Raw genomic sequence first — 26,147 nt, 5'->3', positions numbered from 1 at the left:
CCTTGCGCGCCAGATGCAGCATCACCGAGGAGTCCTTGCCGATGGAGTAGAGCATCACCGGGTTGGCGAACTCGGCGGCGACTTCGCGCAGGATGTGGATCGACTCCGCCTCGAGCTGCTTGAGGTGAGTCTGGCGTTCTGCAGAGAGTTCCGACATCGAGAATACCTGATAAATGTTTACGATTGACGAAGAGTTGGAGCCGGCGGGCTACTCAATTATTAAAACTTCCAGATCATCGGAATCAGAATGATCGCTGTAATAGCGACCAAGGCGCTCAAAGGCGCGCCGATTCGTAGATAATCACTAAATCGATACCCGCCAGGCCCCATCACCATCAAGTTGGTCTGGTAGCCCAGCGGTGTCATAAAACTGGCCGATGCAGCAACCATGATGGCGATGGCAAAAGGCATGAAGTTGACATCGAGCTGCTCGGCGACCGCCATCGCTATGGGAAACATCAATACTGCCGCTGCATTGTTCGTAATCAGCTCGGTAAAAACTACCGTCGTCATGTAAACCAGCGCCAGACCCAGCCAGGGAGAGAGGTCATCGGCGAACATCAACCATTGCGCTATTTGGCTGGCTGCCCCTGTTTTACTCATGGCCGCCCCCAGCGAAAAGGAAGCGGCAATAACGATGAGCACGCTCAGGTCGACATAGTGCCGCGCCTTGCTTGCCGAGAGACAGCGCGTTAGCAGCATGGCGCCCGCCGCAAGAAATGCTGCCTCCAGAATCGATAACAATCCGAACGCGCTTGCCAGCACCATGGACATAAGAATAGCGAGTGCGGCAGGGGCTTTACGGAAGTCCGGAGGAGTCGAGTCGTTCAATGCGCTGACCAGCAGGAAGTCTTTGCGGTGACGGTACTGCTCGACGAACTCCTGGGTGGTTTCCATTAACAGCGTATCGCCCACCTGCAACTCGATATCGCCAACCTTGCCGGGTAAACGCCTGCCCGCGCGCGAAATTGAAAGGATGACGGCTTGAAAGCGCGAACGAAAACGCGACTCCCGAACCGTTTGGTATAACCCAGCGAAGTCGTGCCCAATGACCGCCTCAACCAGGCAACGACGATGGAGCGCGATATCGAGCTTGTTCACGTCGCCGTTGGCTGGCCTCAAGCCATGTACGCGGCGCAACTCCCTTGCACACTCTGGCGCACCGATAAAGATGAGAATATCGTTGGCTCTAAGTCGGGTGTCCGGAGGAACCGCCGTCATCAAATGGCCATCACGTTCAATATCAGCCAGATAACCATAAGTCATGTTGCGTAAGCCAGCACCCGTAATCGTCTTGCCAGGCAGCGGGCCATCCGGCTCGATACTAACTTCTACGCTATATTCACGTGCTTGCTCTAATTGTTCCAATACCCCTTGTCGATCTGGAAGCATCCGATCGGCGAATAGCCATAAGAAAGCGCCGCCAATCAGTAGTAGTGGCCCTCCCACCCATGCCAACTCGAACATACCAAGGGAGACGCCCATCTTGGTTTGCAGCAGACCATCCACGACCAGGTTGGTACTGGTACCAATCAACGTGCAGGTACCGCCGAGAATAGCCGCATAGCTGAGCGGCAAAAGCAGTTTGGAAGGCGGCAGTTTCAAACGCTGGGCCCATTCCTGAATAGCCGGAATGAACATCGCCACGACGGTGGTATTGTTCATGAAAGCGCTCAAACCAGACGCTGGGAGTAACACCCTTAGCTGAGCCTGCTTGATATGGCGTGGCTGCCCCAGCAAGCGGTGGGCAATCCATTGAATGGCGCCAGTTTCCTTGAGGCCTGCCGCAACGATGTAGAGCGTAGCGATCGTCATTACCCCAGGGTTGGCAAACCCGGCCAAGGCCTCGCCAGGCCCGAGAATGCCAAAAATCACCAGGAACGCTAACGCTGCCATCATGATGACATCGGCGGCAATGCGGGTAAGTGCAAGAGTGGCAAGAACGACGACAATAACAGCAAGCGTCATTAGAGCGTGAACGTTCATTCAGTACCAAAAATAAGTAAAAGCCAAGTTAATCACTGTCTTTCGCGCCGCTGAACTCGCGTCAACAAACTGCAAAAAGAGAGCCCATGACGCGTAATGTTTCGCGTGAAGCGGGAGTCAATCCAAAAATTGAAAGTGCTTCAGCCACGCTACCGCCCAAGGATTTTTCGGGCGTATTCCCTGGCCCTATGCTCAGTTTTCACCGTTTCATGAGACCGCGCATAGCTTGGATGCACGAAAAAACAGCGAAATGGTAGCATTTACCTAATACTATTGCTTGCGCCACAGTCGTGAGCATGGGCGAATAGAACGATGCTTTTGCTACAAAACCGTTGTTTCTTGAGGAGGGTATTCTAGTGGAGCGGTTCTGCGGTCTCTAGGTGCCGGCCGTATGAATTTGTTTTTCGTATGTCGCGGGTAAGCGACAAGCATTAGTAGCAGCCGCAAGGGCGGTAGAACCCTCAACATATTAACTCGCCATATTAGTGCGCTAACTCATTGCACGACTTGCGGCAATATCGCTTTTACGACTTTGCAGTGGCGGCTCATCAATATGCCAACAGGCTCAAGCAATCTTGCCCAGCTCGATCAGAGTGCGCAGTAACGTATCGACGCTGGTGTCGGTCTGATGGAAATCACTCATCAGGGTGCGCAAACGTTGTTCGAACTCCCGCTTAGCTTCCTGTTCGCGCACGCTTTGCTGTCGCCTGCTAGAACCATCCATGTCCTTCAACGCTTGAGCAAAGGCATCATCAAGTTCACGAAACTTGCGCAGCTTCTCTCTTTCGTCCATTTGACGGGGTTTATTGAATTTCATGAGGTTAGTACCAATACCATAAAAAAAGTTATAAAAAATTTATAGAGGCTATCTTATTAAAAAAGATAAATAAAAATCCAAAAGACAGCAGGCATCCGAACGCTTTAGCCTGAATAGCAACAGGCGTGACTGAATTACTTTTTGTAGTGCATTGTATGACTATGGTACGCCCTGCAGGCACCATGCTTGACATTCTATTTCGTCTAAACGTCTTTACCGCTTGACTCAGAAAATCGGTATGTGCAGCGGCAAGTAGACGCTTGGCACTTTTAAAATAATCAGAGGGCTTATTTTCGAACGACAGTATCGATGACTATCAGAAGCTAAAAAGCATATCCCACATAAGCGCCCTGCACACCGCGACCAAGGCCTTTATGATGGCAAAATTATGTACATCTACGCAACAAAAAAAGCCCGATGAACGCAGAAAGTGTAAAATCCAACACGATCCACATTAACGGGCATCAAGAAACACAGAGAATATCTCGCCCCCAATAGAACAGGATATTGACGACAAGCATACATTACATTTTGTTACTAAAGAACATAGATCCGACACATCCATTCTATTTTATTAGTATAACAACATCAATAAAGCTTGAAGGTCGTAAAAATCCCCCTATCCGAGGCAAGAAAGATTTTTCTTCCATACAAAAATGATCACCTAAATACAGTAATCGTACTTTCTGATCGCCACAACCGATGCAAGGCACTGAATTTTGCATGTCATATAGACATACCAACTTTTATTACAGCCCTAGACCGAATCTACGTGCACTTCAGCCTTCGGTGCGAACCAGCCAAGATTCGACAGTATCGGTGCCGTACTGATCTTTCCAGGCCTTGAGCGTTTTTTGGTTCCCACCCCGTGTTTCCACTACTTCGCCGGTATTGGGGTTCTTGTAGATCTTCAACTTGCGCTTACGCCGCCCCCCCCCGGTAGCAACACTTTTGGCAGTACTGGTGGATGGCTCGCTGGGCTGGAGAAGATCGATGACATCGCTGGCGCTTTTATCAAACTCCTGCATTAGCGCCTCCAGGCGCTCCTTGAACTCGAGTTCGGACTTTAAACGTTGATCGCCCTCCATCTGTTCAAGTTCTTGCTGAATCTGCTTGAGCATTTGCTCTTTCATCATATATTCACTGAGCAGAGACATACGCTTTATACCCTTATATAGAAAGTTGGAGGTTACGGTACAATTATTAACGTTTACAAGTCTCGTGCCAAGAGTTACGTTGCTTTTTTCTTGCATAATTTGATGTTTGGCGATCCCAGCCCTTGTTAATAGGCACAATATTAATTTCTAGCTAGCCGTTTATTGAATGGAACGCTATCCCTACAACGCTCGGAAGTTTGCCGCAAGGGGCTAGCTGATAGCCGGGTTATCGTGCTGTATGCACCGATTGAATCGAACAGAGGTCCCGTTACAACCACATCGCCGCCAACCAACCAAAGCCGATCAGCGGTATGTTGTAGTGTAAAAAGGTCGGCACTACCGAATCCCAGATATGGTCGTGCTGCCCATCGACGTTGAGTCCGGCGGTGGGCCCAAGGGTCGAATCCGAGGCTGGGGAGCCTGCATCGCCCAGGGCAGCGGCAGTACCCACCAGGGCGATCGTTGCCAAGGGCGAAAATCCGAACTGTACCGCCAGTGGCACGTAGAGAGTGGCAATGATGGGAATGGTCGAGAAGGATGAACCGATCCCCAGAGTGATGAACAGCCCGACCAGCAGCATGACAAGCGCCGCCAGCCCCTGGTTGTCACCGATGATTTCAACAGCATCGCTTACCAGCAACTCGACCTCGCCGGTGGCGTTCATTACCGATGCAAAACCGGAGGCGGAAATCATGATGAAGCCGATCAGCGCCATCATGCGCATTCCGCTGGTAAACAGATCGTCAGCTTCGCGCCATTTGAAAACGCCGCCCACGGAAAGCAGGGCGAAACCCACTAGCCCGCCGAGAATCATGGAACCGCTGTAAAGCTGGATACCTAATGCAGCAAGAATGGCCACCACGGACATCACAAGGCCCAAGGTGTGAATTTTTACCTGCTCCTGCTGATTAGGCAGATTGCGGGTACTCGCATCAAGCGCTGCATATTCACGCGGCTTGCGATAACTCAAAAGCAGCGCTACCAGTAGCCCCAGAGCCATACCGCCGACCGGCACCCCCATGGCCAAGGGCACCATACCACGCGTCACCTCGAGGCCAAGGGACTCCCCTGCCGCATTGATATTGGCCAGCAGGATGTCGTTGAGAAAGATGGCACCAAACCCCACCGGCAGCAGCATGTAGGTCGCCGTCAGGCCAAAGGTCAGCGTGCAGGCCACTGCGCGACGGTCCAGACGCAGCTGATTCATTACCTTGAGCAGTGGCGGAATCAGAATGGGAATGAAGGCGATGTGTACCGGAATCAGGTTCTGGGACGAAATTGCCACCAGTAATACGGAGCCGATCAATGTGTACTTGACCGTCGTTCGACGCTTTGGCGATGCCTCCTGTCCGAATAACCTGATCAGGCGTTGCGCCAGCAGATCCGGCAAGCCCGCCCGGGAAATAGCCACGGCAAAGGCACCCAAAGTAGCATAGGCCAGAGCGATCTTGGCGCCGCCGCCAACACCGTCGTTGAACGCCGAAAGAGCATCACCAAGCGACAAGCCGCCTACCAGACCTCCTACCAGCGCGCCCACTATCAAGGCGAAGACGACAGACACCCGAGCCAAGGCCAGCCCGACCATGACCAGCACGCCAAGAATTACCGCGTTCATTCGTTCGTTTCCTGTTCGAAGAGTGGCATAAGCGAGCCAAAAGCGAGAATTTTAACAGAGCCATTGGTCTAATGTGGTTTCTCTGTGGCTTTTTGGCTTTTTAAAAATCGCTGAAAAACCAAAGACCTCTATTCGTACAAACCTTGCACTCTATAAATGTTGCATGGGCTGTCGACACTTTGCGCTTGACAAATGACACCACGATCAATGATTTTGGTATACAACACTAGTACACAAAAATATCTCCGGCTTGCTGAGCAAGGCACCTGAACCACATCGTGTGGGTAACCCTACCCTCCGAGCAGATGCCGGCTTTCATGACCGAGGAGACAACCATGACCGACAACGCCAACACGCTCTGGATTCGCGATCCAGCTGCCTGTGCCGACCTCGATGCAGCAGGCGGCATCGTGATACAAGGCACGCGCATCATCGAAAAGGTGGCCGCCGGTGCTCAACCACGCCAGCCGGTGGATGAGATTTTCGATGCGTCCCGATACGTGCTATTACCCGGATTGGTGAATACCCATCACCACTTCTATCAGACCCTGACCCGCGCCTATTCCCCAGCGCTCAACAAGGAGCTCTTTCCCTGGTTGACGACGCTCTACGAGGTCTGGGCGAATCTCGACGAGGAGCAGTTGGCTCTGGCCAGCGAACTGGCCATGGTCGAACTGCTGATGTCGGGTTGCACCACTGTAGCCGACCATCACTACGTCTTTTCCGGCGCCCTGCTCGGCGCCATCGATTGCCAGGTGGAAACCGCTCAGCGCCTCGGCGTGCGTGCCGCGCTGACCCGGGGCTCGATGAGCGTGGGCCAGGACGATGGCGGGTTGCCGTCCCAGTCAGTCGTGCAGGACGAGCGGACCATTCTCGACGATAGTCAACGCTTGATCGAGCGTTACCATCAGCGTGGCGACGGCGCCATGACGACCATCGCCCTGGCGCCCTGCTCGCCCTTCTCGGTCAGCCGCGAACTGATGCTCGAAAGCGCTCGACTCGCTGAATCCCATGACGTTCGCCTGCACACTCATCTCGCCGAGACCGAGGACGAGACTGCTTATTGTCAGCGTCTATTCGGCATGCGCCCCTTGGATTACCTGGAAGATTGCGGCTGGTTGACGAACAGAACCTGGCTGGCCCATGGCATTCATTTCAATGACGGCGAGATCAAACGCCTGGGGCACGCCGGCACCGGTATCGCTCACTGCCCGTCATCGAACATGGTGCTGGGCTCCGGCATGTGCCGCACTCTGGAGCTCGAAGCCGCCGGCGCGCCAATCGGGCTAGCGGTGGATGGTTCGGCCTCCAACGATCACTCCAACCTGGCCAACGAAATGCGTCAGGCTCTGCTGCTGGGCCGCCTGCGTTATTCGCCTAGTCAGGTCACTCATGAAGACGTCATCCGCTGGGCAACGCAGGGATCGGCACGCTGCCTGGGCCGTAACGACATCGGCGGCCTGGAGCCCGGCCAGCAGGCCGACCTGGCGCTCTTCAAACTCGACGAACCGCGCTTTTCCGGCGCCGAGAACTCGCTGGCAGCACTGCTCTTGTGCGGCGCCCAGCGGGCCGACCGCGTCATGGTCGCCGGACGCTGGCGAATAACCGATGGCCTACCCTGTGAAATAGACCTGAGTCGCTTGATGGCCCGGCACGACGAAGCCGCCAGGCGACTACGCAACGCGCTATGACTCCCCTTTCGACAACAACAAGCAGGAGCAGTATCGATGACCACGACGACCGAGCAACCCCAGGACATGCCTCAGCATGTTCGCAGTACGCATGACGTCAATGCCATGCCGCCATTGGGCCGCGCGGTGCCTCTGGGTATTCAGCACGTGCTGGCGATGTTCGTCGGCAATGTCACCGTACCCATCATCATCGCCGGCGCGGCGGACCTGCCTGCGGATCAGACTGCCTTCATGATTCAGGCGGCGATGTTCGTCGCCGGGGTCGCCACGTTGCTGCAGTCCCTGGGCCTGGGCCCAATCGGCGCTCGCCTGCCCATCGTCATGGGCACCAGCTTCGGCTTCGTGCCGGTATTGATCCCCATCGCCGTGGGCATGGGCCTGCCGGCGGTTCTAGGGGCCGCATTATGTGGCGGCATCGCCATGGCGCTCGTGGGGCTACTCCTGCCCTGGTTTCGCTTTCTGTTTCCGCCGGTGGTCACCGGTACCTTCGTCATCATGCTCGGCGTATTGCTGATGCCGGTAGGCTTTGCTTATATCGGTGGCGGTTTCGGCGCCCCGGACTTCGGCGCACCCCATCATCTTGCCTTGGCTGCGCTGGTATTCGCCGTCACTCTGGGCTTGCACCAATATGGTCGTGGCATCTGGTCCGAAGCTGCACCCTTGGCGGGCCTGCTGGCGGGTTATGGGGCGGCCATCCTCTTCGGCTACGTGGAATTCGGCAAGATTGGCAGTGCCGAATGGATTTCGCTGCCCTCGCCCTTCGCTATCGGCCTGGAGTTTCACCTTGCAGCAATCGTTCCAGTGGTCCTGCTGGCATTGGTGACCTGCGCCGAATCCATCGGTGACATCGTCGGCACCACCGCAGGGGGCATGAATCGCGAACCGACGAAGAAGGAACTCTCCGGCGGTGTCATGGCCGACGGTATTGCCAGTATTTTCGCGGCCATTTTCAATGCCTTCCCGCAGATCAGTTTTAGTCAGAACGTCGGGATGGTCGCCCTGACCGGCGTCGTCAGCCGCTACGTGGTGGCGATCGGCGGTGGTTTCCTGCTGCTGGCGGGGCTATTGCCCAAGCTAGGTGCAATCATTTCGAGCATTCCCAATGCGGTATTGGGAGGTGCTGTATTGATCATGTTCGGCATGATCGCCAGTGCCGGTATCAAGATGCTCAGTGGCGTCGATTTCAACAAGCGCAACATGGTGGTCATCGGCGTCTCCCTGGCAGTAGCCATCGGCCTGCCGGCCCAGGAAGGCCTCTACGCCAATCTATCGACCAACATGCAGGCCGTCATCGAGTCCGGCCTGATTCCTGGCGCCATTACCGCCATCGTGCTGAACCTGATTCTACCCAAGAGCGAGCACGCCATGCGCGACAGCATTTGAATGTCGTCAGGCGTCATTTTCTAGAACGTTTGCTTTAACAGTACCGTACCCTTTTGGCCCCGCTCATCGCTTGAACGGGGCTTTTTTATGCCCTTGAAAGCAAAGAGTCTGCGACCAAAGCTCTACTTTACGTAAACGTCAACCCTATCTATTCTGCCATTATCTTTTTTATGCGCTGTGCCGCGAGGCCGGCGTAATCGACAACCAAGGAAGCGCTGAATAAATCAGCGAGCGGTATCAAGCACAAGGCGCCCGGAGCACAGGAACCGCAGCATATGGGGTATATGTGAGGATTCCGAGCACCGCGCAACGCAGTGATTGAAGCGCACAGCCATTTATTCAGTGTTTCCCAAAGGAGCTGCGCTATGTACTCCCCCTACACGCCCCTCGACTTCGGCCTGGATGAAACCCAGACCATGCTGCGCGATCAGGTCAACGCCTTTGCCCGGGACGAAATTGCCCCGCGCGCGGCGGGCATCGATGCAGAAAACGTCTTCCCGGAAGACTTGTGGCAAAAGTTCGGCGATATGGGCCTACTCGGCATTACCGTGCCCGAGAAGGATGGCGGCAGTGGCATGGGCTATCTCGCCCACTGCATCGCCATGGAAGAAATCTCTCGGGCCAGCGCCTCGGTGGGCCTTTCCTACGGCGCTCATTCGAACCTTTGCATCAACCAGCTGAAGCTCAACGGCAGCGCCGATCAAAAAGCCAAGTACCTGCCCAGGTTGATCAGCGGCGAGCACGTCGGCGCCCTGGCCATGTCCGAACCCGGAGCCGGTTCCGATGTGGTATCGATGAAGCTCAAGGCCGAGAAACAAGGCGACAAGTACATCCTCAACGGCAACAAGATGTGGATCACCAACGGCCCCGAGGCCAGTGTGCTGGTGGTCTATGCCAAGACCGACCCTGAGGCCGGTTCCAAAGGTATCACCGCCTTCATCATCGAACGAGATTTCCCGGGCTTCTCCACCGCCCAGAAGCTCGACAAGCTGGGCATGCGCGGCTCCAACACCTGCGAACTGGTATTCGATAACTGTGAGGTGCCGGCGGAGAACGTCCTGGGTGAAGAGAATCGTGGCGCCAAGGTATTGATGAGCGGCCTGGATTTCGAACGCACCGTGCTCGCCGCCGGCCCCATCGGCATCATGCAAGCGGCCATGGACGTAGTGCTTCCCTACATTCACGAGCGCAAGCAGTTCGACCAGTCCATCGGCGAGTTTCAGCTGGTACAGGGCAAGGTGGCAGACATGTACACCACCCTGAACGCTTGTCGCGCTTACCTGTATGCCGTGGCGGCAGCCTGCGATCGCGGTCAGACGTCAAGAAAGGATGCTGCAGGGGTAATCCTCTATTGCGCCGAGAAGGCGACCCAGGTGGCACTGGATGCCATCCAGTTGCTCGGCGGCAACGGCTATATCAACGAGTATCCCACTGGGCGTTTGCTGCGCGATGCCAAACTCTACGAGATCGGCGCGGGGACGAGTGAAATTCGTAGAATGCTGATTGGACGTGAACTATTCAATGAGTCCGCATAACGGGGATCGATAGATGGCAATCCTGCAAACCCAGATCAATCCGCGTACCGAGGCGTTCCAGGCGAACGCCGACACTCTGCGCGCCGAGGTCGACAAGCTGCACACCCTGACCGCTTCGATTTGCCGCGGCGGGGGTGACAAGGCTCGGGAGCGTCACGAATCCCGGGGCAAGTTGTTCGTGCGCGATCGCATCGATCACCTGCTCGACGAGGGCGCGCCTTTCCTCGAGATCGGCGCCCTGGCGGCTCATGAGGTGTATGAGTCGCCGGTGCCCGCTGCTGGCGTGGTGGCGGGGATCGGTCGCGTTTCCGGCGTGGAATGCGTGATCGTCGCCAACGACGCCACGGTCAAGGGCGGCACCTATTATCCACTGACGGTGAAGAAACATTTACGTGCCCAGGAAATCGCCCGTAAGCACCGCTTGCCCTGTATCTATCTAGTGGATTCCGGTGGCGCCTTCCTGCCTATGCAGGACGAGGTCTTCCCGGATCGCGACCATTTCGGTCGCATCTTCTACAACCAGGCCACCCTTTCCGCCGAAGGCATCCCGCAGATCGCCGTGGTCATGGGTTCCTGTACCGCTGGGGGCGCCTACGTGCCGGCCATGGCGGACGAATCGATCATCGTACGGGAACAGGGCACCATCTTTCTCGGTGGTCCACCTCTAGTAAAAGCTGCCACCGGCGAGACCATCAGCGCCGAGGATCTGGGCGGCGCCGATGTACACGCCAAGATCAGTGGCGTCGCGGATCACTATGCGGACAACGACGCCCATGCCCTGCAATTGGCGCGGCGTGCGGTGTCGCGCCTCAACTGGCAAAAGCGCGGCCAGTTGGCGATGAAGGAACCCAAGCCGCCCCGTCTTGATCCCGAGGAAATTTACGGCATCGTGGGCACCGATCTGCGCAAACCCTATGACGTGCGTGAAGTCATTGCCCGGCTGGTCGACGATTCCGACTTCGACGAATTCAAGCGCTACTACGGCGACACCCTGGTCACCGGCTTCGCTCATCTGCAAGGCCACCCGGTGGGTATCGTCGCCAATAACGGCGTGCTGTTCTCGGAATCGGCCCAGAAAGGCGCGCACTTCATCGAACTCTGCGCCCAGCGCAAGATTCCTTTGGTCTTCCTGCAGAACATCACCGGCTTCATGGTCGGCTCCAAGTACGAGCAGGAAGGCATCGCCAAGCACGGCGCCAAGCTGGTCACTGCAGTAGCCTGCGCGAAAGTGCCCAAGTTCACGGTGTTGATCGGTGGCAGCTTCGGTGCCGGCAACTACGGCATGTGCGGCCGCGCCTATGAGCCCAATCTACTGTTCATGTGGCCCAATGCGCGCATCTCGGTGATGGGCGGCGAACAGGCCGCCAATGTGCTGGCCCAGGTCAAGAGAGAACAGCACGAGCGCCATGGCACTGAATGGAGCGACGAAGACGAAGCGGCCTTCAAGTCACCGATCCATGAACAGTACGAGCACCAGGGCCACCCTTATTACGCCAGCGCACGATTATGGGACGACGGCGTGATCGACCCTGTGCAGACCCGAGATATATTGGGACTGGCCTTATCCGCCGCGATGAATGCTGATGTAGAAGAGACGCGCTTCGGTGTGTTCAGAATGTGAGATTCTTATGTCCAATACAACGAGCTATTCCCATTTAGACATCGACGAACGAGGCATTGCCTGGCTGACGCTGGATCGTCCCGAGGTGCATAACGCCTTCGACGATGCGCTGATCCGCGAACTCAACGATCACCTCGATCGCCTGCACGAGGCCGCCGAACGCGACGAGGTCCGCACTGTGGTGCTGGGTTCCGAAGGCAAGCACTTCTCTGCCGGGGCGGATCTCAACTGGATGAAGCGCATGGTGGACTACAGCTTCGAGGACAATCTGAGCGACTCCCGGGAGCTATCGCGGTTGATGCATCGCCTCGACACCCTGCCCTGCCCCACGCTATGCCGTGTACAAGGAGCCGCCTATGGCGGCGCGGTGGGGCTTGCCGCCTGCTGCGATATCGTCGTTGCCTCCGAGGCGGCGCGCTTCTGTCTTTCCGAAGTGAGAATCGGCCTCTCACCGGCGGTAATCAGCCCTTACGTGCAGCGCGCCATCGGCGAGCGCCAGTTGCGTCGCTATGCGCTCACTGCCGAGGTCATCGATGTCAGCACCGCCCAGATGCTGGGGCTCGTGCATGAGGTAACCGCCAAGGATGACCTGGGTGAGCGCATCGAATCGCTCATCGATACGCTACTCGCCACTTCGCCCCAGGCCAGCCGCGCCACCAAGGCACTGCTCGCCGAGGTCGCCCGGGAGCGCGATTCCGACACCACCCGGGAGCGCTGCTGTCAGGTCATCAGCGAACTGCGGGTCAGCCGAGAAGGACAGGAAGGCTTGGCCGCGTTCTTCGACAAACGCTCGCCGCGCTGGAAACCGGTCCAGAATACAAACAAGGAGCCGCGCTGATGAGCCTCGCCAACGCGCCGATACCGCTCACCACGATACTGATCGCCAATCGTGGCGAAATCGCCTGTCGGGTGATTCGCACCGCCCGCCGCCTGGGCCTGAAGAGTGTGGCGGTCTACTCGGATGCCGATGCCCTGGCCTATCACGTACGCGAAGCGGACGAAGCTGTACGTTTGGGCCCGGCACCGGCACGGGAAAGCTACCTGAATGTCGCAGCGGTCATCAAGGCCGCCAAACGTACCGGCGCCTCGGCGATTCACCCCGGCTACGGCTTTCTGTCCGAGAACGCCGAATTCGTGGCGGCCTGCGAACAGGCCGGTATTGTCTTCGTCGGCCCCCCGGCCAGCGCCATCGCCGCCATGGGCGATAAGTCCGCCGCCAAGACACGCATGGACACCGCCGGTGTGCCGCTGGTGCCGGGCTATCATGGTGACGCTCAAGACGACGCCACGCTCAAGGCCAAGGCGGATCAGATCGGCTATCCTGTACTGCTCAAGGCCAGCGCCGGCGGGGGCGGCAAGGGCATGCGGGTGGTCGAACGAGCCGAGGATTTTCAGGCTGCCCTTGAGGGATGCCGGCGCGAATCCCAGGCCGCCTTCGGCGATCAGCGCATGCTCATCGAGAAGTATCTGACTCAGCCACGCCATGTCGAGGTCCAGGTGTTCTGCGACAGCCACGGTCACGGCGTTTATCTGTTCGAGCGTGACTGCTCGGTGCAGCGCCGCCATCAGAAAGTGCTCGAGGAAGCCCCGGCACCGGGCATGAACGAGGAACTGCGCCGTGAAATGGGCGAGGCCGCGGTGCGTGCCGCCAAGGAAATCGGCTATGTCGGCGCCGGTACCGTCGAGTTCTTGTTAAACGTGGATAACAGCTTCTACTTCATGGAGATGAATACGCGTCTGCAGGTGGAGCATCCGGTCACTGAGATGATCACCGGCGAGGATCTGGTCGAATGGCAACTGCGCGTGGCCGCCGGCCTGCCGCTGCCCAAGAATCAGGATGAACTGACGATCACCGGACATGCTTTCGAGGCGAGGCTCTACGCCGAGGACCCGGAGCAGGATTTCCTGCCCGCCACCGGCCGCCTCGAGCGCTTCGGCCTGGATCTCGCCGGCGCGGGGCTGATGGATTCCCGAATTCGACTGGATAGCGGCGTCGAAGCCGGCGACGAGGTCTCGATGCACTACGATCCGATGCTGGCCAAGTTGATCGTGCATGGCGACGACCGCGATCAGGCCCTGGCCACGCTCAATCGTGCCCTGGCCGCACTGGATGTTTCCGGCGTCACTACCAACCGCGCCTTCCTACAGCGCTTGGCCAGCCATCCGGCCTTCAAGAAGGCCGAGTTGACTACCCGCTTCATCGAGCACCACGACGAGAAACTGTTCAGCAAAGCGCCTCTCGATGATGACGCCTTTGCCAGCGCCGCCCTGGTCGCCCTCGATCTATTACGGCGTGAATCTCTCAACGACTCGCCCTGGGAGCGTCGGGATGGTTGGCGATTGAACGCCCCGGCCCAGGTGCGCATTGCCCTGACGGATTCGGCCCACGCCAACGATGAGGCCGATAGTACAGCCATCGTCACCGTGCTGGCCGAACGCCACAAGGGCAGTGCCTGGCAGCTACAGCTGAATGGCCGCACTCTCGAAGGCCAGCTACAGTCTGTAGAAGGTGATGGGGTGGCCATCACCCTCGACGGTCATCGCCGCCGTTGGCTGGCTCGCCGCGATCGTGCCGCCCATGGCGAGGTGCTGGTACTGGGCGACGCTGAACGGGAAATACGCCTATTCTGGCGCCGCCTGGACGCGGTCGATCATGGCCATCACGAAGTCGACGCCACACTGACCGCACCGATGCACGGCACCGTGGTGGCGCTACTGGTCGAACCAGATCAGCGAGTGGAAAAAGGCACGCCCCTGATGGTCATGGAAGCCATGAAGATGGAGCACACCCTGAACGCCCCCGCTGACGGCGCCGTCGAAGCCTTCCATTTTGCCGCCGGCGAAACCGTGGGTCAGGGGGACGAACTCCTCACCTTTGCTCCCAGCGAATAACGGAGATAGATCATGGCATTCCCGACATCCGTACGCCTGGTCGACGTCAGCCCGCGAGACGGGTTGCAGAACGAGTTCGAGCCGATCGACACCGCTACCAAGCTCGAACTGATCGATCGGCTGGGCGCTGCCGGCATTCGACACATCGAAGCGGCCAGTTTCGTGTCACCCAAGTGGGTGCCGCAGATGGCGGATCATCGCGAGGTCATGGCCGGCCTCGAGCGCCGCGACGGTATCACCTACTCTGCCTTGACCCCCAACCTCAAGGGTCTGGAAGCGGCCCTGGAATGCGGCGTTCAAGAGGTGGCTGTGTTTGGCGCGGCAAGCGAGACCTTCTCGCAAAAGAACATCAACTGCTCCGTGGCGGAATCGCTCGAGCGCTTCGCCCCCGTACTCGAACGCGCCAAGCAAGCGAACGTTCGCGTGCGCGGCTATGTTTCCTGCGTGCTGGGCTGCCCTTATGAAGGCGAAATCGCACCGGCGAAAGTCGCCGAAGTGTCCAGGGCACTGTTCGAGATGGGCTGTTATGAGGTGTCGCTGGGCGACACCATCGGCACCGGCACACCATTGAAAGCCAAGCGCATGCTCGAGGCGGTTGCCGCCAATATTCCCATGGCCAAACTGGCGGCCCACTTCCACGACACCTACGGCCAGGCGCTGGCCAACCTCTACGCCGTGCTAGAAGAAGGCGTCGCGGTCATCGACAGTTCCGTTGCCGGCCTCGGTGGCTGTCCCTACGCCAAGGGTGCCTCGGGTAACGTGGCAAGCGAAGACGTGATCTATCTGCTCAACGGCCTGGGTATCGAGACCGGCATCGACCTGGACAAACTCGCCGCGACCGGACACTGGATCACCCAGACCATAAACCGCCCTAATCGCTCGAAGGTCGGCGTGGCGTTAGCCGCCAAGTAATCACAGTTTCAATCCGCTATCGGCCTGGCCACGGCCAGGCAGGACGCTCGGCTGCCATGATGAGACAGGAAGACGAACTCCTCCAGCTTCAGGCCGGTGGCGCTAAGTTGTGCCTTGAAAGCCTCTTCGTAGGTTACGTGTCCGAAATCGATGCTCGTCACCCGCTTGAGTACGGGCTTGAAGCGTTCCATCCAGCGAGAAGGCCGCTTCTGAATGGTTTGGGTGAAGAATATCCGCCCACCCGGGCACAAGAGCGCGCAACAATGCCGCAACGCCTGCTCGGGATCGGGCAAGAGCATGAAACTTGCCGAGAAGTAAACGGCATCATAGGGCCCGCCATGGTGATCGTAGACCGACTCGAGTAGTACCTCCGCGTGGTCAGCCAATGAGGACGCAGCCAGCCTTCGCCTGGCGCTTTTTATGTAGTCGGCGTCTATGTCGATGCCCGTCACCTGCAGGCGCTTGCGTGTGACCGTCTCGGCATTGGCCAGCAACGCGCCCGCCGTGCCGATACCCACATCCAGCAGGGCGGCGCCCACGGGCACACGCTGCAGCACTTCCGCGTACCAGCGGGAAGTGAGCTTGAGGATTAGGGTGTCGTATATGAAACTGCGCATCGTGGCTCCCTGCATCGTCACTCCTCCGCAATGATCCAGCGCGCGGCTTTCTCCGCGATCATCAGGGTGGGCGAATTGGTATTGCCGCTGGTGATCGTTGGCATGATGCTGGCATCGACTACCCGCAGACCGATGATACCGCGTACTTTCAAGCGGGAATCGAGTACGGCGTAGGGATCGTCGTCACGGCCCATCTTCACGGTGCCGACCGGGTGGAAGATGGTGCTGGCGATATCGCCGGCAAGTCGGGTCAGTTCCTCGTCGGTCTGGTACTGCACACCCGGTCGCCATTCTTCGGGCTGGTACTTCGCCAAGGCCGGCTGAGCCACGATCTCGCGTACTTGCCTCAAGCTGGCCGCCGCCACTCGGCGATCCTCGTCGGTACTCAGATAATTCGGGGCAATGAGCGGCGGATCATCGAAGCGGTTCGAACGAATCCGCACCGAACCGCGGCTGGTGGGATCAAGATTGCATACGCTTGCCGTGAAGGCCGGGAAGGGATGGAGCCCCTCACCGAAGGCATCGAGGCTGAGGGGCTGGACGTGGTATTCCAGGTTCGCGTGGGGAAGGCTCGGATCCGAGCGGGTAAAGGCGCCCAGTTGACTCGGCGACATGCTCATCGGCCCGGATCGGCGCAGCAGGTATTCAAAACCGATCTTGGCCTTGCCGAACAGGCTGCTGGTAAGCACATTGAGCGTCTTTGCGCCCTGCACCTTGAACACGGCACGGATCTGAAGATGATCCTGAAGGTTCTCCCCTACTCCCGGTGTATCCTGCACCACTTCGATGCCTAGAGATTTGAGCAGCGCTGCGGGGCCGACACCGGAAAGCTGCAGAATCTGCGGTGAACCGATAGCGCCGGCAGAAAGAACAACTTCACGATTGGCGCGCACGGTTATCGTCTTGCCGCTTTTGCCACTCCGACGCAAGATAGCCCCCATGCAGCGGGTACCGCCCTCCTTCGTTGGCTCGAACACCAAGCGCTCGACCTGGGCATCGGTCCAGACGGTGAGGTTCGATCTATCCTTGATCGGTCGAAGGAAGGCCTTGGAGGTATTCCAGCGCCAGCCGGAGCGCTGGTTGACTTCGAAATAGCCCACCCCGGCGTTGTCGCCGGAGTTGAAGTCTTCGGTGCGCTCGAACCCCGCCTCCCCGGCGGCCTTGGCAAAATCCTCGAGGATTTTCCAAGTCAAACGCTGCTTCTCGACCCGCCACTCGCCGCCGGTGCCATGCAATGATTCAAAAGGGTCGCCGTTTTTGGCCTTGGGAGTGGTGCCGCCGTCCAGGCGATAATGATCCTCGTGGGCCATGAAATCAGGCAGCGAGTTTTGCCAACTCCAGGCATCGTCCCCGGTCAACTCGGCCCAGCGGTCGTAGTCCCGGGCCTGACCGCGCATGTAGATCATGCCGTTGATGGAGGAACAGCCGCCCAGAAGCTTGCCGCGTGGATAGCGCAACGAGCGCCCGTTCAGTCCCGCATCCGGCTCGGTCTGATAGAGCCAATCGGTGCGCGGATTGCCAATGCAATAGAGATACCCCACGGGGATATGGACCCACGCATAATTATCCTTTTTGCCCGCTTCCAGCAGCAGCACCCGTTTCGAGGAGTCTTTGCTCAGGCGATTGGCCAGCAGGCAGCCGGCGGTGCCGGCTCCCACGATGATGTAATCGAATGCGTCCTGGGGCATAACGTTACCCTCTCAGGTCGAGACAGCTTAAAGGGCGAACTCGACGGTACCGTTTTTGTTGTTAAGTATTCGGGGCTGTTGTCTTACTGCTTCGCAGCCCTTACGGCCCGCGCCTTGTGCAGCTTCTTGTAGCTTTCGATCAGCCGCTGGTGTCGCTCAACGCCCTCCAGCTTCATGCTGGTGGGGGTCAGGCCGGAAAAGCGCACTTCGCCATTCACCGATCCCACCACTGCGTCCATGGTCTCGTTGCCGAACATGCGCCGCAGGTTGTAGAGGTAGTCGTCCAGCACCAAGTCTTTATCCAGGGTAATTTCCAGCACCGCCTGCATCGCCTGATAGAACAGCCCCCGGGCAACAGTGTTATCGTTGAACTGCAGGAACATCTCGACCCGCTCCAGCGCCTCCTCGAACTGTTGCAGCGCTAGAGCGATCAGCAGTTTCAGCTCCAGGATGGTGAGCTCAGACCAGACGGTGTTGTCATCGAACTCGATGCCGATCAGCGTGACGATCTTCATCTGCTCATCGAGTTCGCTCTCCTCCAGGCGTTCAAGCAGCGCGGTCAGCTGCGCATCGTCGAGTGAATGCAGGTTGAGGATATCCTCGCGGAAATTCAGCGCCATGTTGGTGTTGTCCCAGACCAGATCCTCCACGGGGTACACCTCGGAATACCCCGGCACCAGGATACGGCACACCGGCGCGCCCAGGTCTTCATGGACGGTCATGTAGGCTTCCAGGCCCATCTCCTCGAGAATGCCGAACAGGCTGGCGGCTTCTTCCTCGTTGGTGCCCGTGAAGTCCCACTCGCAGAACTCGACGTCATTCTTGGCACTGAAGAAGCGCCAGGAAACCACCCCGGAAGAGTCGATGAAGTGTTCGACGTAGTTGTTCGGCTCGGACACCGCCTGGGAATTGAAGGTGGGCGGCGGCAGATCGTTCAGGCCCTCGAAGCTGCGACCCTGCAGCAGCTCGGTGAGACTGCGCTCGATCGCCACCTGAAGGCTTGGGTGCGCGCCGAAACAGGCGAAGACACCGCCGGTCTTCGGGTTCATCACGGTGACGGAGGCCACCGGGAACTGCCCCCCGAGAGAGGCATCCTTGACCAGCACCGGGAAACCCTGGGCTTCCAGCGCTTCTATGCCCTCGACAATATCCGGGTATTTCGCCAGCACCGCCGCGGGCACGTCCGGCAGCGCGATCTCCTCTTCGATGATCTGTTTCTTCACCGCCCGCTCGAAGATCTCCGAGAGGCACTGCACCTGCGCCTCCGCCAGGGTATTGCCGGCGCTCATGCCGTTACTGAGATAGAGGTTCTCGATCAAATTGGAGGGGAAGTACACCGTCTCGCCGTCGGACTGGCGCACAAACGGCAAGGAGACGATGCCGCGAGACGTCTTGCCGGAGTTGGTATCGAACAGGTGCGAGCCACGCAGCTCCCCGTCCGGGTCAAAAATCGCCCGACAGTGGTCGTCCAAAATACCCGCCGGCAGCTCATCGTTCGGCCCAGGCTGGAACCACTCTTCGTTGGGGTAGTGGACGAAAGCGCTGTTCGCAATCTCCTCGCCGAAGAACTGATCGTTGTAGAAGAAGTTGCAGCTCAGGCGCTCGAGGAACTCACCCAGCGCCGAGCACAACGCGGCCTCCTTGGTAGCGCCCTTGCCGTTGGTAAAACACAGTGGCGATGCGGCATCGCGAATGTGCAGCGACCACACGTGGGGCACGATGTTGCGCCAGGAGGCGATCTCGATCTTGATGCCGAGCGCCTCAAGCATCGCCGTCATGTTGGCGATGGTCTGCTCCAGAGGCAGATCCTTGCCTTCGATCCAGGTGTTGTCGCTCTCGACAGTGCCCCCCATCAGCAGCGCCTGGGCATCCTCGTCGATGTTATCGACCACCTCGATCTGGAACTCCGGGTTGTTCTGGATCACCCGCTTCACCGAGCAACGCTCGATGGAACGCAGAATGCCGGTGCGATCCTTGTCGGAGAGATCCGCGGGCAGCTCGATCTGAATCCTGAAAATCTGGTTGTAGCGGTTCTCCGGGTCGACAATGTTGTTCTGGGACAGCCGGATGTTCTCGGTAGGAATGTCCCGGGCGTTGCAATAGACCCTTACGAAGTAGGCGGCACACAGCGCCGAAGACGCCAGGAAGTAATCGAACGGACCCGGCGCGGAGCCATCGCCCTTGTAGCGGATCGGTTGATCGGTGATGACGGTGAAGTCGTCGAACCTGGCTTCCTGGCGCAGGTTGTCGAGATAGTTGACCTTGATTTCCATGGAGAAGAGCCGGGTTGGTGACTGTCGGCGCGCCGTAGGCGAGTGATCGGCTATTATCCCGTTTTTGTCGCCCGGCGTCTTGGGTGGGGGTGAAAAATCGATATGGACGCCTTGGTTGTCTACACCATGCCATGGAACCGCAAAACAGCGAAGAACTCACTGCTTTGAAGCCAATGGTCATATCCTCCACCACCTGCTAGATTGTGTATGGAAAGAAGCAATCATACACATGGGTGTAGCATGAGAACGAACATTGTCATTGACGATCAGCTGATGAGCGAAGCACTGAAGGCCTCCGGCTGCGAAACCAAAAAAGAGGCCGTTGAGCAAGGGCTTAAACTTCTGGTTCGGCTTAGCAAGCAGCAGGAAATTCGAAAGCTGCGGGGCAAGATCAAGTGGGAAGGCGATTTGGATGAAATGCGGAGCGCCAAATGATTCTGGTGGATACCAGCGTCTGGATCGACTATTTCAACGGCGTCGAAAGCCCACAGACCGATCTATTGGATGCCTCGATAGTCGAAGGTTCTGTCGCCCTCGGCGATCTCATATTTCTGGAGATTCTGCAGGGTATACGCGACGATAAACAGTACCACCAAGCCAAACAAAGCCTGCTCGTTCTGGATCAGTACGAAATGTTTGGCAAGGATATGTCCGTCAAGTGCGCCGACAATTACCGAGCACTGCGCAAACGAGGCATCACGATCAGGAAAACCGCTGACGTGATCATCGCGACATTCTGTATTGAGAAACAACTCCCTCTGCTGTTTCTAGATCGCGACTTTATTCCCTTTGTTGAATACCTTGGGCTTGTGTCTGCCCTACGAAAAACATAACGCGGAGCTTTGCGGGAAAGTTGGAACCGTGTAGCGGTGGAAAAATTGTCCGACTGCAGCGGCTGGTTATGCATTATTCGTAGTGGCTCCAAAGCCTGAGAATTTTCACCACCCGCTCGTCGTCGAGCACTTGGTAAACCAGACGATGCTGAATATTAATACGGCGTGAGTAGGCCCCCGCAAGATCGCCAATAAGTTTCTCAAACGGAGGCGGCTTGCGGTATGGATCTTCCGCTATAAGCGCCAACAGTTCCTGGGCTTTTGGTTTGAGACCGCTGGAGGCCAACTTCTTTGCATCTTTCTGGGCTTGCTTGGTGTAAACCAACTTCCATGTCACCAGTCCAGCTCCTCATCGCATTCGTCCACGGGAGTATCCATCCCCTCACGAATAGACTCACGCATACCGGGTACAGAAAGGAGATAAAGTGTTTCCTGGATGGCTGACCAGTCCTCCTCGGACACCAGGACGGCCTTATTCCGCTTCCCCATAATGACGATTGGCTGGTGGGACTCGGCAGTTTCGTCAATCAACCGATAAAGATTGCTTCGCGCCTCAGTTGCTGTGATTCCCGTCATGACGCACCTCTTGCGTGTTTAACTCGTGACCGAGTGTACGCTTCTAGGTACGTACGTCAAGACGAACGCTTTGTATAACGTAGAACGCAGCGGTGCGCTTATGCGCGTTCGGCTACCGTGATTGGTTATGTATTCTTAATTTAAAAAACTATATACCCCGGTAATCACGGTATTTTCTGTACCATCTATACTGAAGACTGCGCGCCAAAATTCAAACGATTTAGCTGGACACCCACTCTAAAGCTCCCAGTCATCATATTTTATGGTAAGTATCTTGCTAAGTCCCTGACTGGGGGGTAAATCGTGGAAGACTTTTTCCACTACGAAGCTGTGCACTGCAGGAGATATTCAAAATGACTTCTCTCGCACTTGTTATAGGTGCTGGCCCGGGCTTGTCTGCTTCGATTTCTCGTGTGCTTTCTCAGCGCTCTTATCACCCAATCCTGGTAGCTCGCGATATAAGCAAGCTGGATGCTCTCTGCGCCGAGGTTAACGGTACTGCACTGCAGTGTGATGCCAGTAGGCCGGATGCCGTCGCTGATCTATTCAGGACGATCGACAGTATGGATGGCTCTCTTGATGTTGCCGTCTACAACCCAAGCCCTTGGACTCGGGGTTCGATCACTGAGCTCGACCCGCTTGAAGTGCACAAAGTACTTGAAGTAACGGCGTTCGGGGCATTCCTGATGGCCCAGCAGGCTGCCACACGGATGCTAAATACTGGCGGCGGCACAATGCTGTTTACCGGTGCCTCCTCTGGAGTGAAGGGCTACGCTAACTCTGCTCCCTATGCGATGGGCAAGTTTGCCTTGCGCGGCCTGTGTCAATCATTGGCACGCGAGCTTCATCCCCAGAATATTCACATCGGGCATGTAGTCATCGATGGCCGTATTGGCAAGGCCGGACAGGAAGAAAACTCAACATCTTCTGATCCAACGTATAGTCCAATGGATCCCGATAAGATCGCCCGGAGCTATATACATCTGATAGAGCAGCATCGGTCTTGCTGGAGTTGGGAAATCGAGCTGCGACCGTGGGTTAGGCAATTCTAGTGTACGCCGCATCCCTGTTAGCAAACAATCGGCTCAACATTGTTGGCTGAAAGGTGCATGACTTCCATATCTACTTTGGGCATACGCCAATATTAAGCGGCGCCCGACTAGGGCGTCCGGTGGACGACCGTCAGGCCGGGAACGAACTTGAATAACTGGTTATGTGCTACCCGAAGAAACAGCCATTCTCGTCGGCATTCACGATAGCAAAAAACTCCTCGATGGAGCGTGACTCAGGTTCTGGCGTGTAGGAATGCCACTTCAGATCGCTGCGCATCCAATAGATTTTCCAACGCTGAGATTTCTTGACGTAGGTAGCTTTCGCGACCGGCGACTCCATGATTGTTGAGGGCTCGCGGAAATGGGGACGAATCTCGACAATCTGCACGCTTTGGCCGGAAACCCGAACGTCTAAATCTAACCTGGGTCGGATCTCGACTGGCGGCCTCCGGTCTTCCAAAAATTCCGAAGCGGTCCGCTCAATTTTCTTTGCTTCATACTCACTGAATGCCATATGGATTCTCTATGGGAACGCCTACATAGCGCCGAAGTTAAGCGGCTCATAGTTGTAAGTATCACCACCTTTTCGTGGAGCGATCTATCCATCATAACGACGAAGAAATCGGTATGCGATCGAAAACACTGCGACAGGAACCAAGACGAACACCGCGATGGCGGCAACAACCGCAGCTACGATGGGCATGCCAGCAGCGAATGAGAGGGCGAAAGAGAGACCTTTTACGGCGTTTACTGGGTCAAGGGATGAAAGAAATCCCGCATTGTTTGATGTGCCAGAGAACATCAAAGACAGTAAGAAGAACGTCAGGATCGCTGCGATGATAGAAATCACTACACTTTTCTTCACGAACTGAACTCCACCAATGTAGGCCGCCTAATCGAGACCACCCAGATCTACTCCCATGTGTTGGGTAACGACTTCGCCGGTGTACAGAGTCCCTTGATTTAGCCAGGTCGCTGTCGTAATCGACCACGCTGTCTCTCTAACCATCAAAGCACTGATCTCATGCGACCCGTTGCCTGCGGTGGTCTCAGATAATAGGCTGCCTCTCTTTTTATCACCGGCGACCATCTCAGCAACCTTAGGCTTTTGAATCTATCGCGAAACATCCGGGCCAATGACCCGGATGTTTCGCAGCTAACGTGCCAGGCGCTGAATGTCCCACGGAAGCCGCCGATGAGCTGCAATATCAAATAGACGTGATGTGGTGAGCACTTACAACACCTCTTGCATGGCCGCTTCGAACGCCTCGGCATCCTTGTCACTAAAGAAGCACAATGTCACGTCCAGCTCATTGCGCGGTAACTCCTCCGCCAGCACGTCGAGCACCACCTTTGCCGCTTCGTCGAAGGGGTAGCCATAGATGCCGGTGGAGATCGCCGGGAAGGCGATGCTGCGGCAGTCGTGCTCGGCGGCAAGCGTCAGGGCGTTGCGATAGCAGTTGGCGAGCAGGTGCGATTTGTCCTTGGTCTTGGCGTAGACCGGGCCTACGGTGTGAATCACGTAGCGCGCCGGCAACTTGAAGCCTTCGGTAAGGGCAACTTCGCCATCCGGCAGGCCATCGGGCCAATCGGTGTCGCGCAGGTGCTGGCAGGCCTTTTTGAGTTCGGGGCCGGCGGCGCGGTGAATGGCGCCGTCCACGCCCCCACCGCCCATCAGCGAATGGTTGGCAGCGTTGACGATAGCGTCCACCTCGAGCCGGGTGATATCACCTACGATCACGCTGACTCGGTGTGCGAACAGATCCTTATCCATCTTTCCTCCTTATATTGCCTGAATCCTGTTTACTCACTATCGAGCGTAGCAGCTAGGACGCTGGTGAACCCAGGCCGGCTGACCTATCATCGTCGGCTTCGATGAACCTCTGGTCCCACCATGCAAGCCCATCTCGAACAACGCGCCCTGAAGATTTCCATCATCATGACCCTGGTCGTTGCCGGCCTGGGCATTACGCTTGGCTTATTGGCGGGCTCCCAGTCAATCTTGTTCGACGGTGTGTTTTCCAGTATCGACGCCACCATGTCGATGCTGGCGCTTTGGGTCTCGCGACTCGCCCAGCGCGAAGTCAATCAACGCTTCCAGCATGGCTACTGGCATTTTGAACCCATGGCAGCGGCATTCAATGGCGCCATCCTGATGCTGTTGTGTTTCTATGCGTTTCTCAACGCGGTTCAGGGGCTGATGGAAGGCGGGCGCGAACTCGCCTTTGGCATGGCGATTGCCTATGCGGTGCTGGTCGCAACGGTCTGCTTCTCCATGTATGTGTTCGAAAGCCGCCTCAATCGAGAGGCGGATTCCGAGTTCGTGCGTATCGATATCCAGGGCTGGCTGATGGCGGCGCTGATCACCTCTGCCCTGCTGGTGGCTTTCGCTATCGCCTGGCTGTTGGACGGCACCGCCCTATCATATTGGGCTCCCTATGTGGATTCGCTACTGTTGGCGGTACTGACGCTGTGCTTCATGCCGGTCCCCATCGGCATCGTGCGCCGCGCCCTGAAAGAGGTTTTTCTGATTGCCCCTAGTTATCTCGACCGGGAAGTCCATGACGCCATGCAACAGGTGATGCAGCGTGATGGCCTGCTCAACTACTACAGTCATGTCGCCAAGACCGGTCGGGGCTACTTCATCGAGATTCACATCGTCACACGCTCAGATTTTGCCAGTGGGTGCGGGATGAGCATGCTCGACGAAATTCGTGAAAAAATCGCCGCGCAGCTGAGCGTCCCTCCGGAACGGCGCTGGTTTACCGTGGCGTTTACCGCCGATGCGCGTTGGGCCTGAGCATTTTCATAATCAGCTGCATGTCGGCCATACATCGTCAAATTCAGCCTCGCGTGCGAGCCCATTCCTTTTTTGTCAGAATTTGCCTTGTCTGACTTCAACTCGCTAGATCATGAGCAAGCTCTAAGAAAACCGCTAGATCAGATGCGGCTGCAGCCACTGTTTAAGCTGAGAAGCCTGCATCGCCCCGGCCTGTCGGGCGATTTCACGGCCCTGACGGAACACGATCAAGGTAGGAATACTGCGAATGCCAAAGCGCCCGGCCAAAGCTTGCTCGGCTTCGGTATCCAGTTTAGCGAAGCGCATACGCGGTTCGAGCTCGCCGGCTACTTGAGCAAATATTGGCTCCATCATCTTGCAGGGTCCGCACCAGCTTGCCCAGAAATCCACCACCACCGGCAACTCACTGCGATTGACTACTGCGTCGTAGTTAATGGTGTTCAATTCGATGGGCTTGCCGGTGAATAGTGGCTGCTTGCACTTACCGCATTTGGCGCCGTCATCCAGCCGTGCTTGCTGTACCCGGTTCATGGCAGCACAGTGCGGGCAGGCTATTTTCAAGGCATCGCTCATTTTGATCTCCTTCAGGTGTACTGTTGTCGATATGGAGCCAGCCTCGCCGTGGAACAAGCCACATTGAAAACAATTGCTCATGAGGAAATCCACTCCGCTTGCATGACCCTCGACGCGAGCGCTGGT

General features: G+C 57.2%; 24 protein-coding genes and 1 pseudogene. 11 read left to right on the top strand and 14 right to left on the bottom strand.

Annotated elements, in window-relative coordinates; genetic code table 11:
• From H7850_RS05635 to H7850_RS05615, 5 genes and pseudogenes are all read right to left on the bottom strand, one after another.
• Positions 1–157, bottom strand: a pseudogene (locus H7850_RS05635) (phosphoadenosine phosphosulfate reductase family protein); the annotation flags it as partial.
• A gap of 62 nt (positions 158–219) precedes the next feature.
• Positions 220–1,986: an SLC13 family permease gene (locus H7850_RS05630; RefSeq protein ID WP_227368507.1), complete on the bottom strand. Its 1,767-nt coding sequence runs from the start codon at positions 1,984–1,986 to the stop codon at positions 220–222.
• A gap of 565 nt (positions 1,987–2,551) precedes the next feature.
• Entirely contained in the window at positions 2,552–2,803 is a 252-nt protein-coding gene (locus H7850_RS05625) for a hypothetical protein (RefSeq protein WP_227368506.1), read from the bottom strand.
• Between the two features lie 779 nt (positions 2,804–3,582).
• Entirely contained in the window at positions 3,583–3,960 is a 378-nt protein-coding gene (locus H7850_RS05620; RefSeq protein WP_227368505.1) for a histone-like nucleoid-structuring protein, MvaT/MvaU family, read from the bottom strand.
• A gap of 268 nt (positions 3,961–4,228) precedes the next feature.
• Positions 4,229–5,575, bottom strand: a complete 1,347-nt coding sequence (locus tag H7850_RS05615) for a Na+/H+ antiporter family protein (protein WP_227368504.1) — start codon at positions 5,573–5,575, stop codon at positions 4,229–4,231.
• A gap of 335 nt (positions 5,576–5,910) precedes the next feature.
• Between H7850_RS05615 and H7850_RS05610 the strand changes: the two genes are divergently transcribed.
• The 7 genes from H7850_RS05610 to H7850_RS05580 all read left to right on the top strand — a co-directional run bounded on the left by H7850_RS05610 (position 5,911) and on the right by H7850_RS05580 (position 15,609).
• On the top strand, positions 5,911–7,266 hold the full coding sequence (locus H7850_RS05610; RefSeq protein WP_227368503.1) for an 8-oxoguanine deaminase: 1,356 nt from the start codon (positions 5,911–5,913) through the stop codon (positions 7,264–7,266).
• Positions 7,267–7,302: 36 nt separating this feature from the next.
• The gene (locus H7850_RS05605; RefSeq protein WP_227368501.1) at positions 7,303–8,649 is read left to right on the top strand and encodes a uracil-xanthine permease family protein; all 1,347 of its coding nucleotides are present in this window, start codon (positions 7,303–7,305) and stop codon (positions 8,647–8,649) included.
• A gap of 365 nt (positions 8,650–9,014) precedes the next feature.
• Complete coding sequence (locus H7850_RS05600) at positions 9,015–10,184, top strand: isovaleryl-CoA dehydrogenase (protein ID WP_227368499.1); 1,170 nt, start codon at positions 9,015–9,017, stop codon at positions 10,182–10,184.
• A 13-nt stretch (positions 10,185–10,197) separates the two neighbouring features.
• Positions 10,198–11,805 (top strand): carboxyl transferase domain-containing protein, encoded by a 1,608-nt coding sequence (locus H7850_RS05595; RefSeq protein WP_227368498.1) that lies wholly within the window; start codon positions 10,198–10,200, stop codon positions 11,803–11,805.
• A 7-nt stretch (positions 11,806–11,812) separates the two neighbouring features.
• Positions 11,813–12,643, top strand: a complete 831-nt coding sequence (locus H7850_RS05590) for an enoyl-CoA hydratase-related protein (protein WP_227368496.1) — start codon at positions 11,813–11,815, stop codon at positions 12,641–12,643.
• Positions 12,643–14,697 carry an acetyl/propionyl/methylcrotonyl-CoA carboxylase subunit alpha gene (locus H7850_RS05585; protein ID WP_227368494.1) on the top strand — a complete coding sequence of 685 codons (2,055 nt, stop codon included), beginning with the start codon at positions 12,643–12,645 and terminating at the stop codon, positions 14,695–14,697. Before H7850_RS05590 ends, H7850_RS05585 begins: the two co-directional genes overlap by 1 nt.
• A gap of 12 nt (positions 14,698–14,709) precedes the next feature.
• Entirely contained in the window at positions 14,710–15,609 is a 900-nt protein-coding gene (locus H7850_RS05580; RefSeq protein WP_227368492.1) for a hydroxymethylglutaryl-CoA lyase, read from the top strand.
• Between the two features lie 8 nt (positions 15,610–15,617).
• On the opposite strand, the gene H7850_RS05575 is transcribed toward H7850_RS05580, so the two are convergent.
• The 3 genes from H7850_RS05575 to H7850_RS05565 all read right to left on the bottom strand — a co-directional run bounded on the left by H7850_RS05575 (position 15,618) and on the right by H7850_RS05565 (position 20,187).
• Positions 15,618–16,226: a class I SAM-dependent methyltransferase gene (locus H7850_RS05575; protein ID WP_227368491.1), complete on the bottom strand. Its 609-nt coding sequence runs from the start codon at positions 16,224–16,226 to the stop codon at positions 15,618–15,620.
• Positions 16,227–16,243: 17 nt separating this feature from the next.
• Positions 16,244–17,914 carry a GMC family oxidoreductase gene (locus H7850_RS05570; protein ID WP_227368490.1) on the bottom strand — a complete coding sequence of 557 codons (1,671 nt, stop codon included), beginning with the start codon at positions 17,912–17,914 and terminating at the stop codon, positions 16,244–16,246.
• Positions 17,915–17,997: 83 nt separating this feature from the next.
• Positions 17,998–20,187: an OsmC domain/YcaO domain-containing protein gene (locus H7850_RS05565; protein WP_227368489.1), complete on the bottom strand. Its 2,190-nt coding sequence runs from the start codon at positions 20,185–20,187 to the stop codon at positions 17,998–18,000.
• A gap of 207 nt (positions 20,188–20,394) precedes the next feature.
• On the opposite strand from H7850_RS05565, the gene H7850_RS05560 reads away from it, so the two are divergent.
• Both H7850_RS05560 and H7850_RS05555 read left to right on the top strand, forming a co-directional pair.
• Complete coding sequence (locus H7850_RS05560) at positions 20,395–20,622, top strand: type II toxin-antitoxin system VapB family antitoxin (RefSeq protein WP_319799265.1); 228 nt, start codon at positions 20,395–20,397, stop codon at positions 20,620–20,622.
• Positions 20,619–21,020 carry a PIN domain nuclease gene (locus H7850_RS05555; RefSeq protein ID WP_227368487.1) on the top strand — a complete coding sequence of 134 codons (402 nt, stop codon included), beginning with the start codon at positions 20,619–20,621 and terminating at the stop codon, positions 21,018–21,020. The genes H7850_RS05560 and H7850_RS05555 overlap by 4 nt, the downstream gene beginning before the upstream one ends.
• 73 nt (positions 21,021–21,093) lie before the next feature.
• Here H7850_RS05555 and H7850_RS05550 read toward each other — a convergent pair whose 3' ends face one another.
• On the bottom strand, positions 21,094–21,357 hold the full coding sequence (locus H7850_RS05550) for a Txe/YoeB family addiction module toxin (protein WP_227368485.1): 264 nt from the start codon (positions 21,355–21,357) through the stop codon (positions 21,094–21,096).
• Complete coding sequence (locus H7850_RS05545) at positions 21,354–21,596, bottom strand: type II toxin-antitoxin system Phd/YefM family antitoxin (RefSeq protein WP_058092928.1); 243 nt, start codon at positions 21,594–21,596, stop codon at positions 21,354–21,356. Before H7850_RS05545 ends, H7850_RS05550 begins: the two co-directional genes overlap by 4 nt.
• 353 nt (positions 21,597–21,949) lie before the next feature.
• Between H7850_RS05545 and H7850_RS05540 the strand changes: the two genes are divergently transcribed.
• Positions 21,950–22,648: an SDR family NAD(P)-dependent oxidoreductase gene (locus H7850_RS05540; RefSeq protein ID WP_227368484.1), complete on the top strand. Its 699-nt coding sequence runs from the start codon at positions 21,950–21,952 to the stop codon at positions 22,646–22,648.
• Between the two features lie 166 nt (positions 22,649–22,814).
• Here the strand turns inward: H7850_RS05540 and H7850_RS05535 are convergent, their stop codons facing one another.
• From H7850_RS05535 to H7850_RS05525, 3 genes are all read right to left on the bottom strand, one after another.
• Positions 22,815–23,162 carry a DUF3024 domain-containing protein gene (locus H7850_RS05535; RefSeq protein WP_227368483.1) on the bottom strand — a complete coding sequence of 116 codons (348 nt, stop codon included), beginning with the start codon at positions 23,160–23,162 and terminating at the stop codon, positions 22,815–22,817.
• 84 nt (positions 23,163–23,246) lie between these two features.
• Positions 23,247–23,513 (bottom strand): hypothetical protein, encoded by a 267-nt coding sequence (locus H7850_RS05530; protein WP_227368481.1) that lies wholly within the window; start codon positions 23,511–23,513, stop codon positions 23,247–23,249.
• Positions 23,514–23,882: 369 nt separating this feature from the next.
• Positions 23,883–24,422, bottom strand: a complete 540-nt coding sequence (locus H7850_RS05525) for an O-acetyl-ADP-ribose deacetylase (RefSeq protein WP_227368479.1) — start codon at positions 24,420–24,422, stop codon at positions 23,883–23,885.
• A gap of 120 nt (positions 24,423–24,542) precedes the next feature.
• On the opposite strand from H7850_RS05525, the gene H7850_RS05520 reads away from it, so the two are divergent.
• A complete protein-coding gene (locus H7850_RS05520) occupies positions 24,543–25,448 on the top strand; it encodes a cation diffusion facilitator family transporter (RefSeq protein WP_227368477.1) in 906 nt (301 codons plus the stop codon).
• Positions 25,449–25,583: 135 nt separating this feature from the next.
• Here the strand turns inward: H7850_RS05520 and trxC are convergent, their stop codons facing one another.
• Complete coding sequence (gene trxC / locus H7850_RS05515; RefSeq protein ID WP_227368476.1) at positions 25,584–26,021, bottom strand: thioredoxin TrxC; 438 nt, start codon at positions 26,019–26,021, stop codon at positions 25,584–25,586.
• Between the last annotated feature and the right edge of the window lie 126 nt (positions 26,022–26,147).

Origin of the sequence: Halomonas sp. M20, assembly GCF_020622265.1 — a bacterium.
Lineage (GTDB): Bacteria > Pseudomonadota > Gammaproteobacteria > Pseudomonadales > Halomonadaceae > Modicisalibacter.
This window is presented reverse-complemented; position numbering and strand designations above follow the sequence as displayed.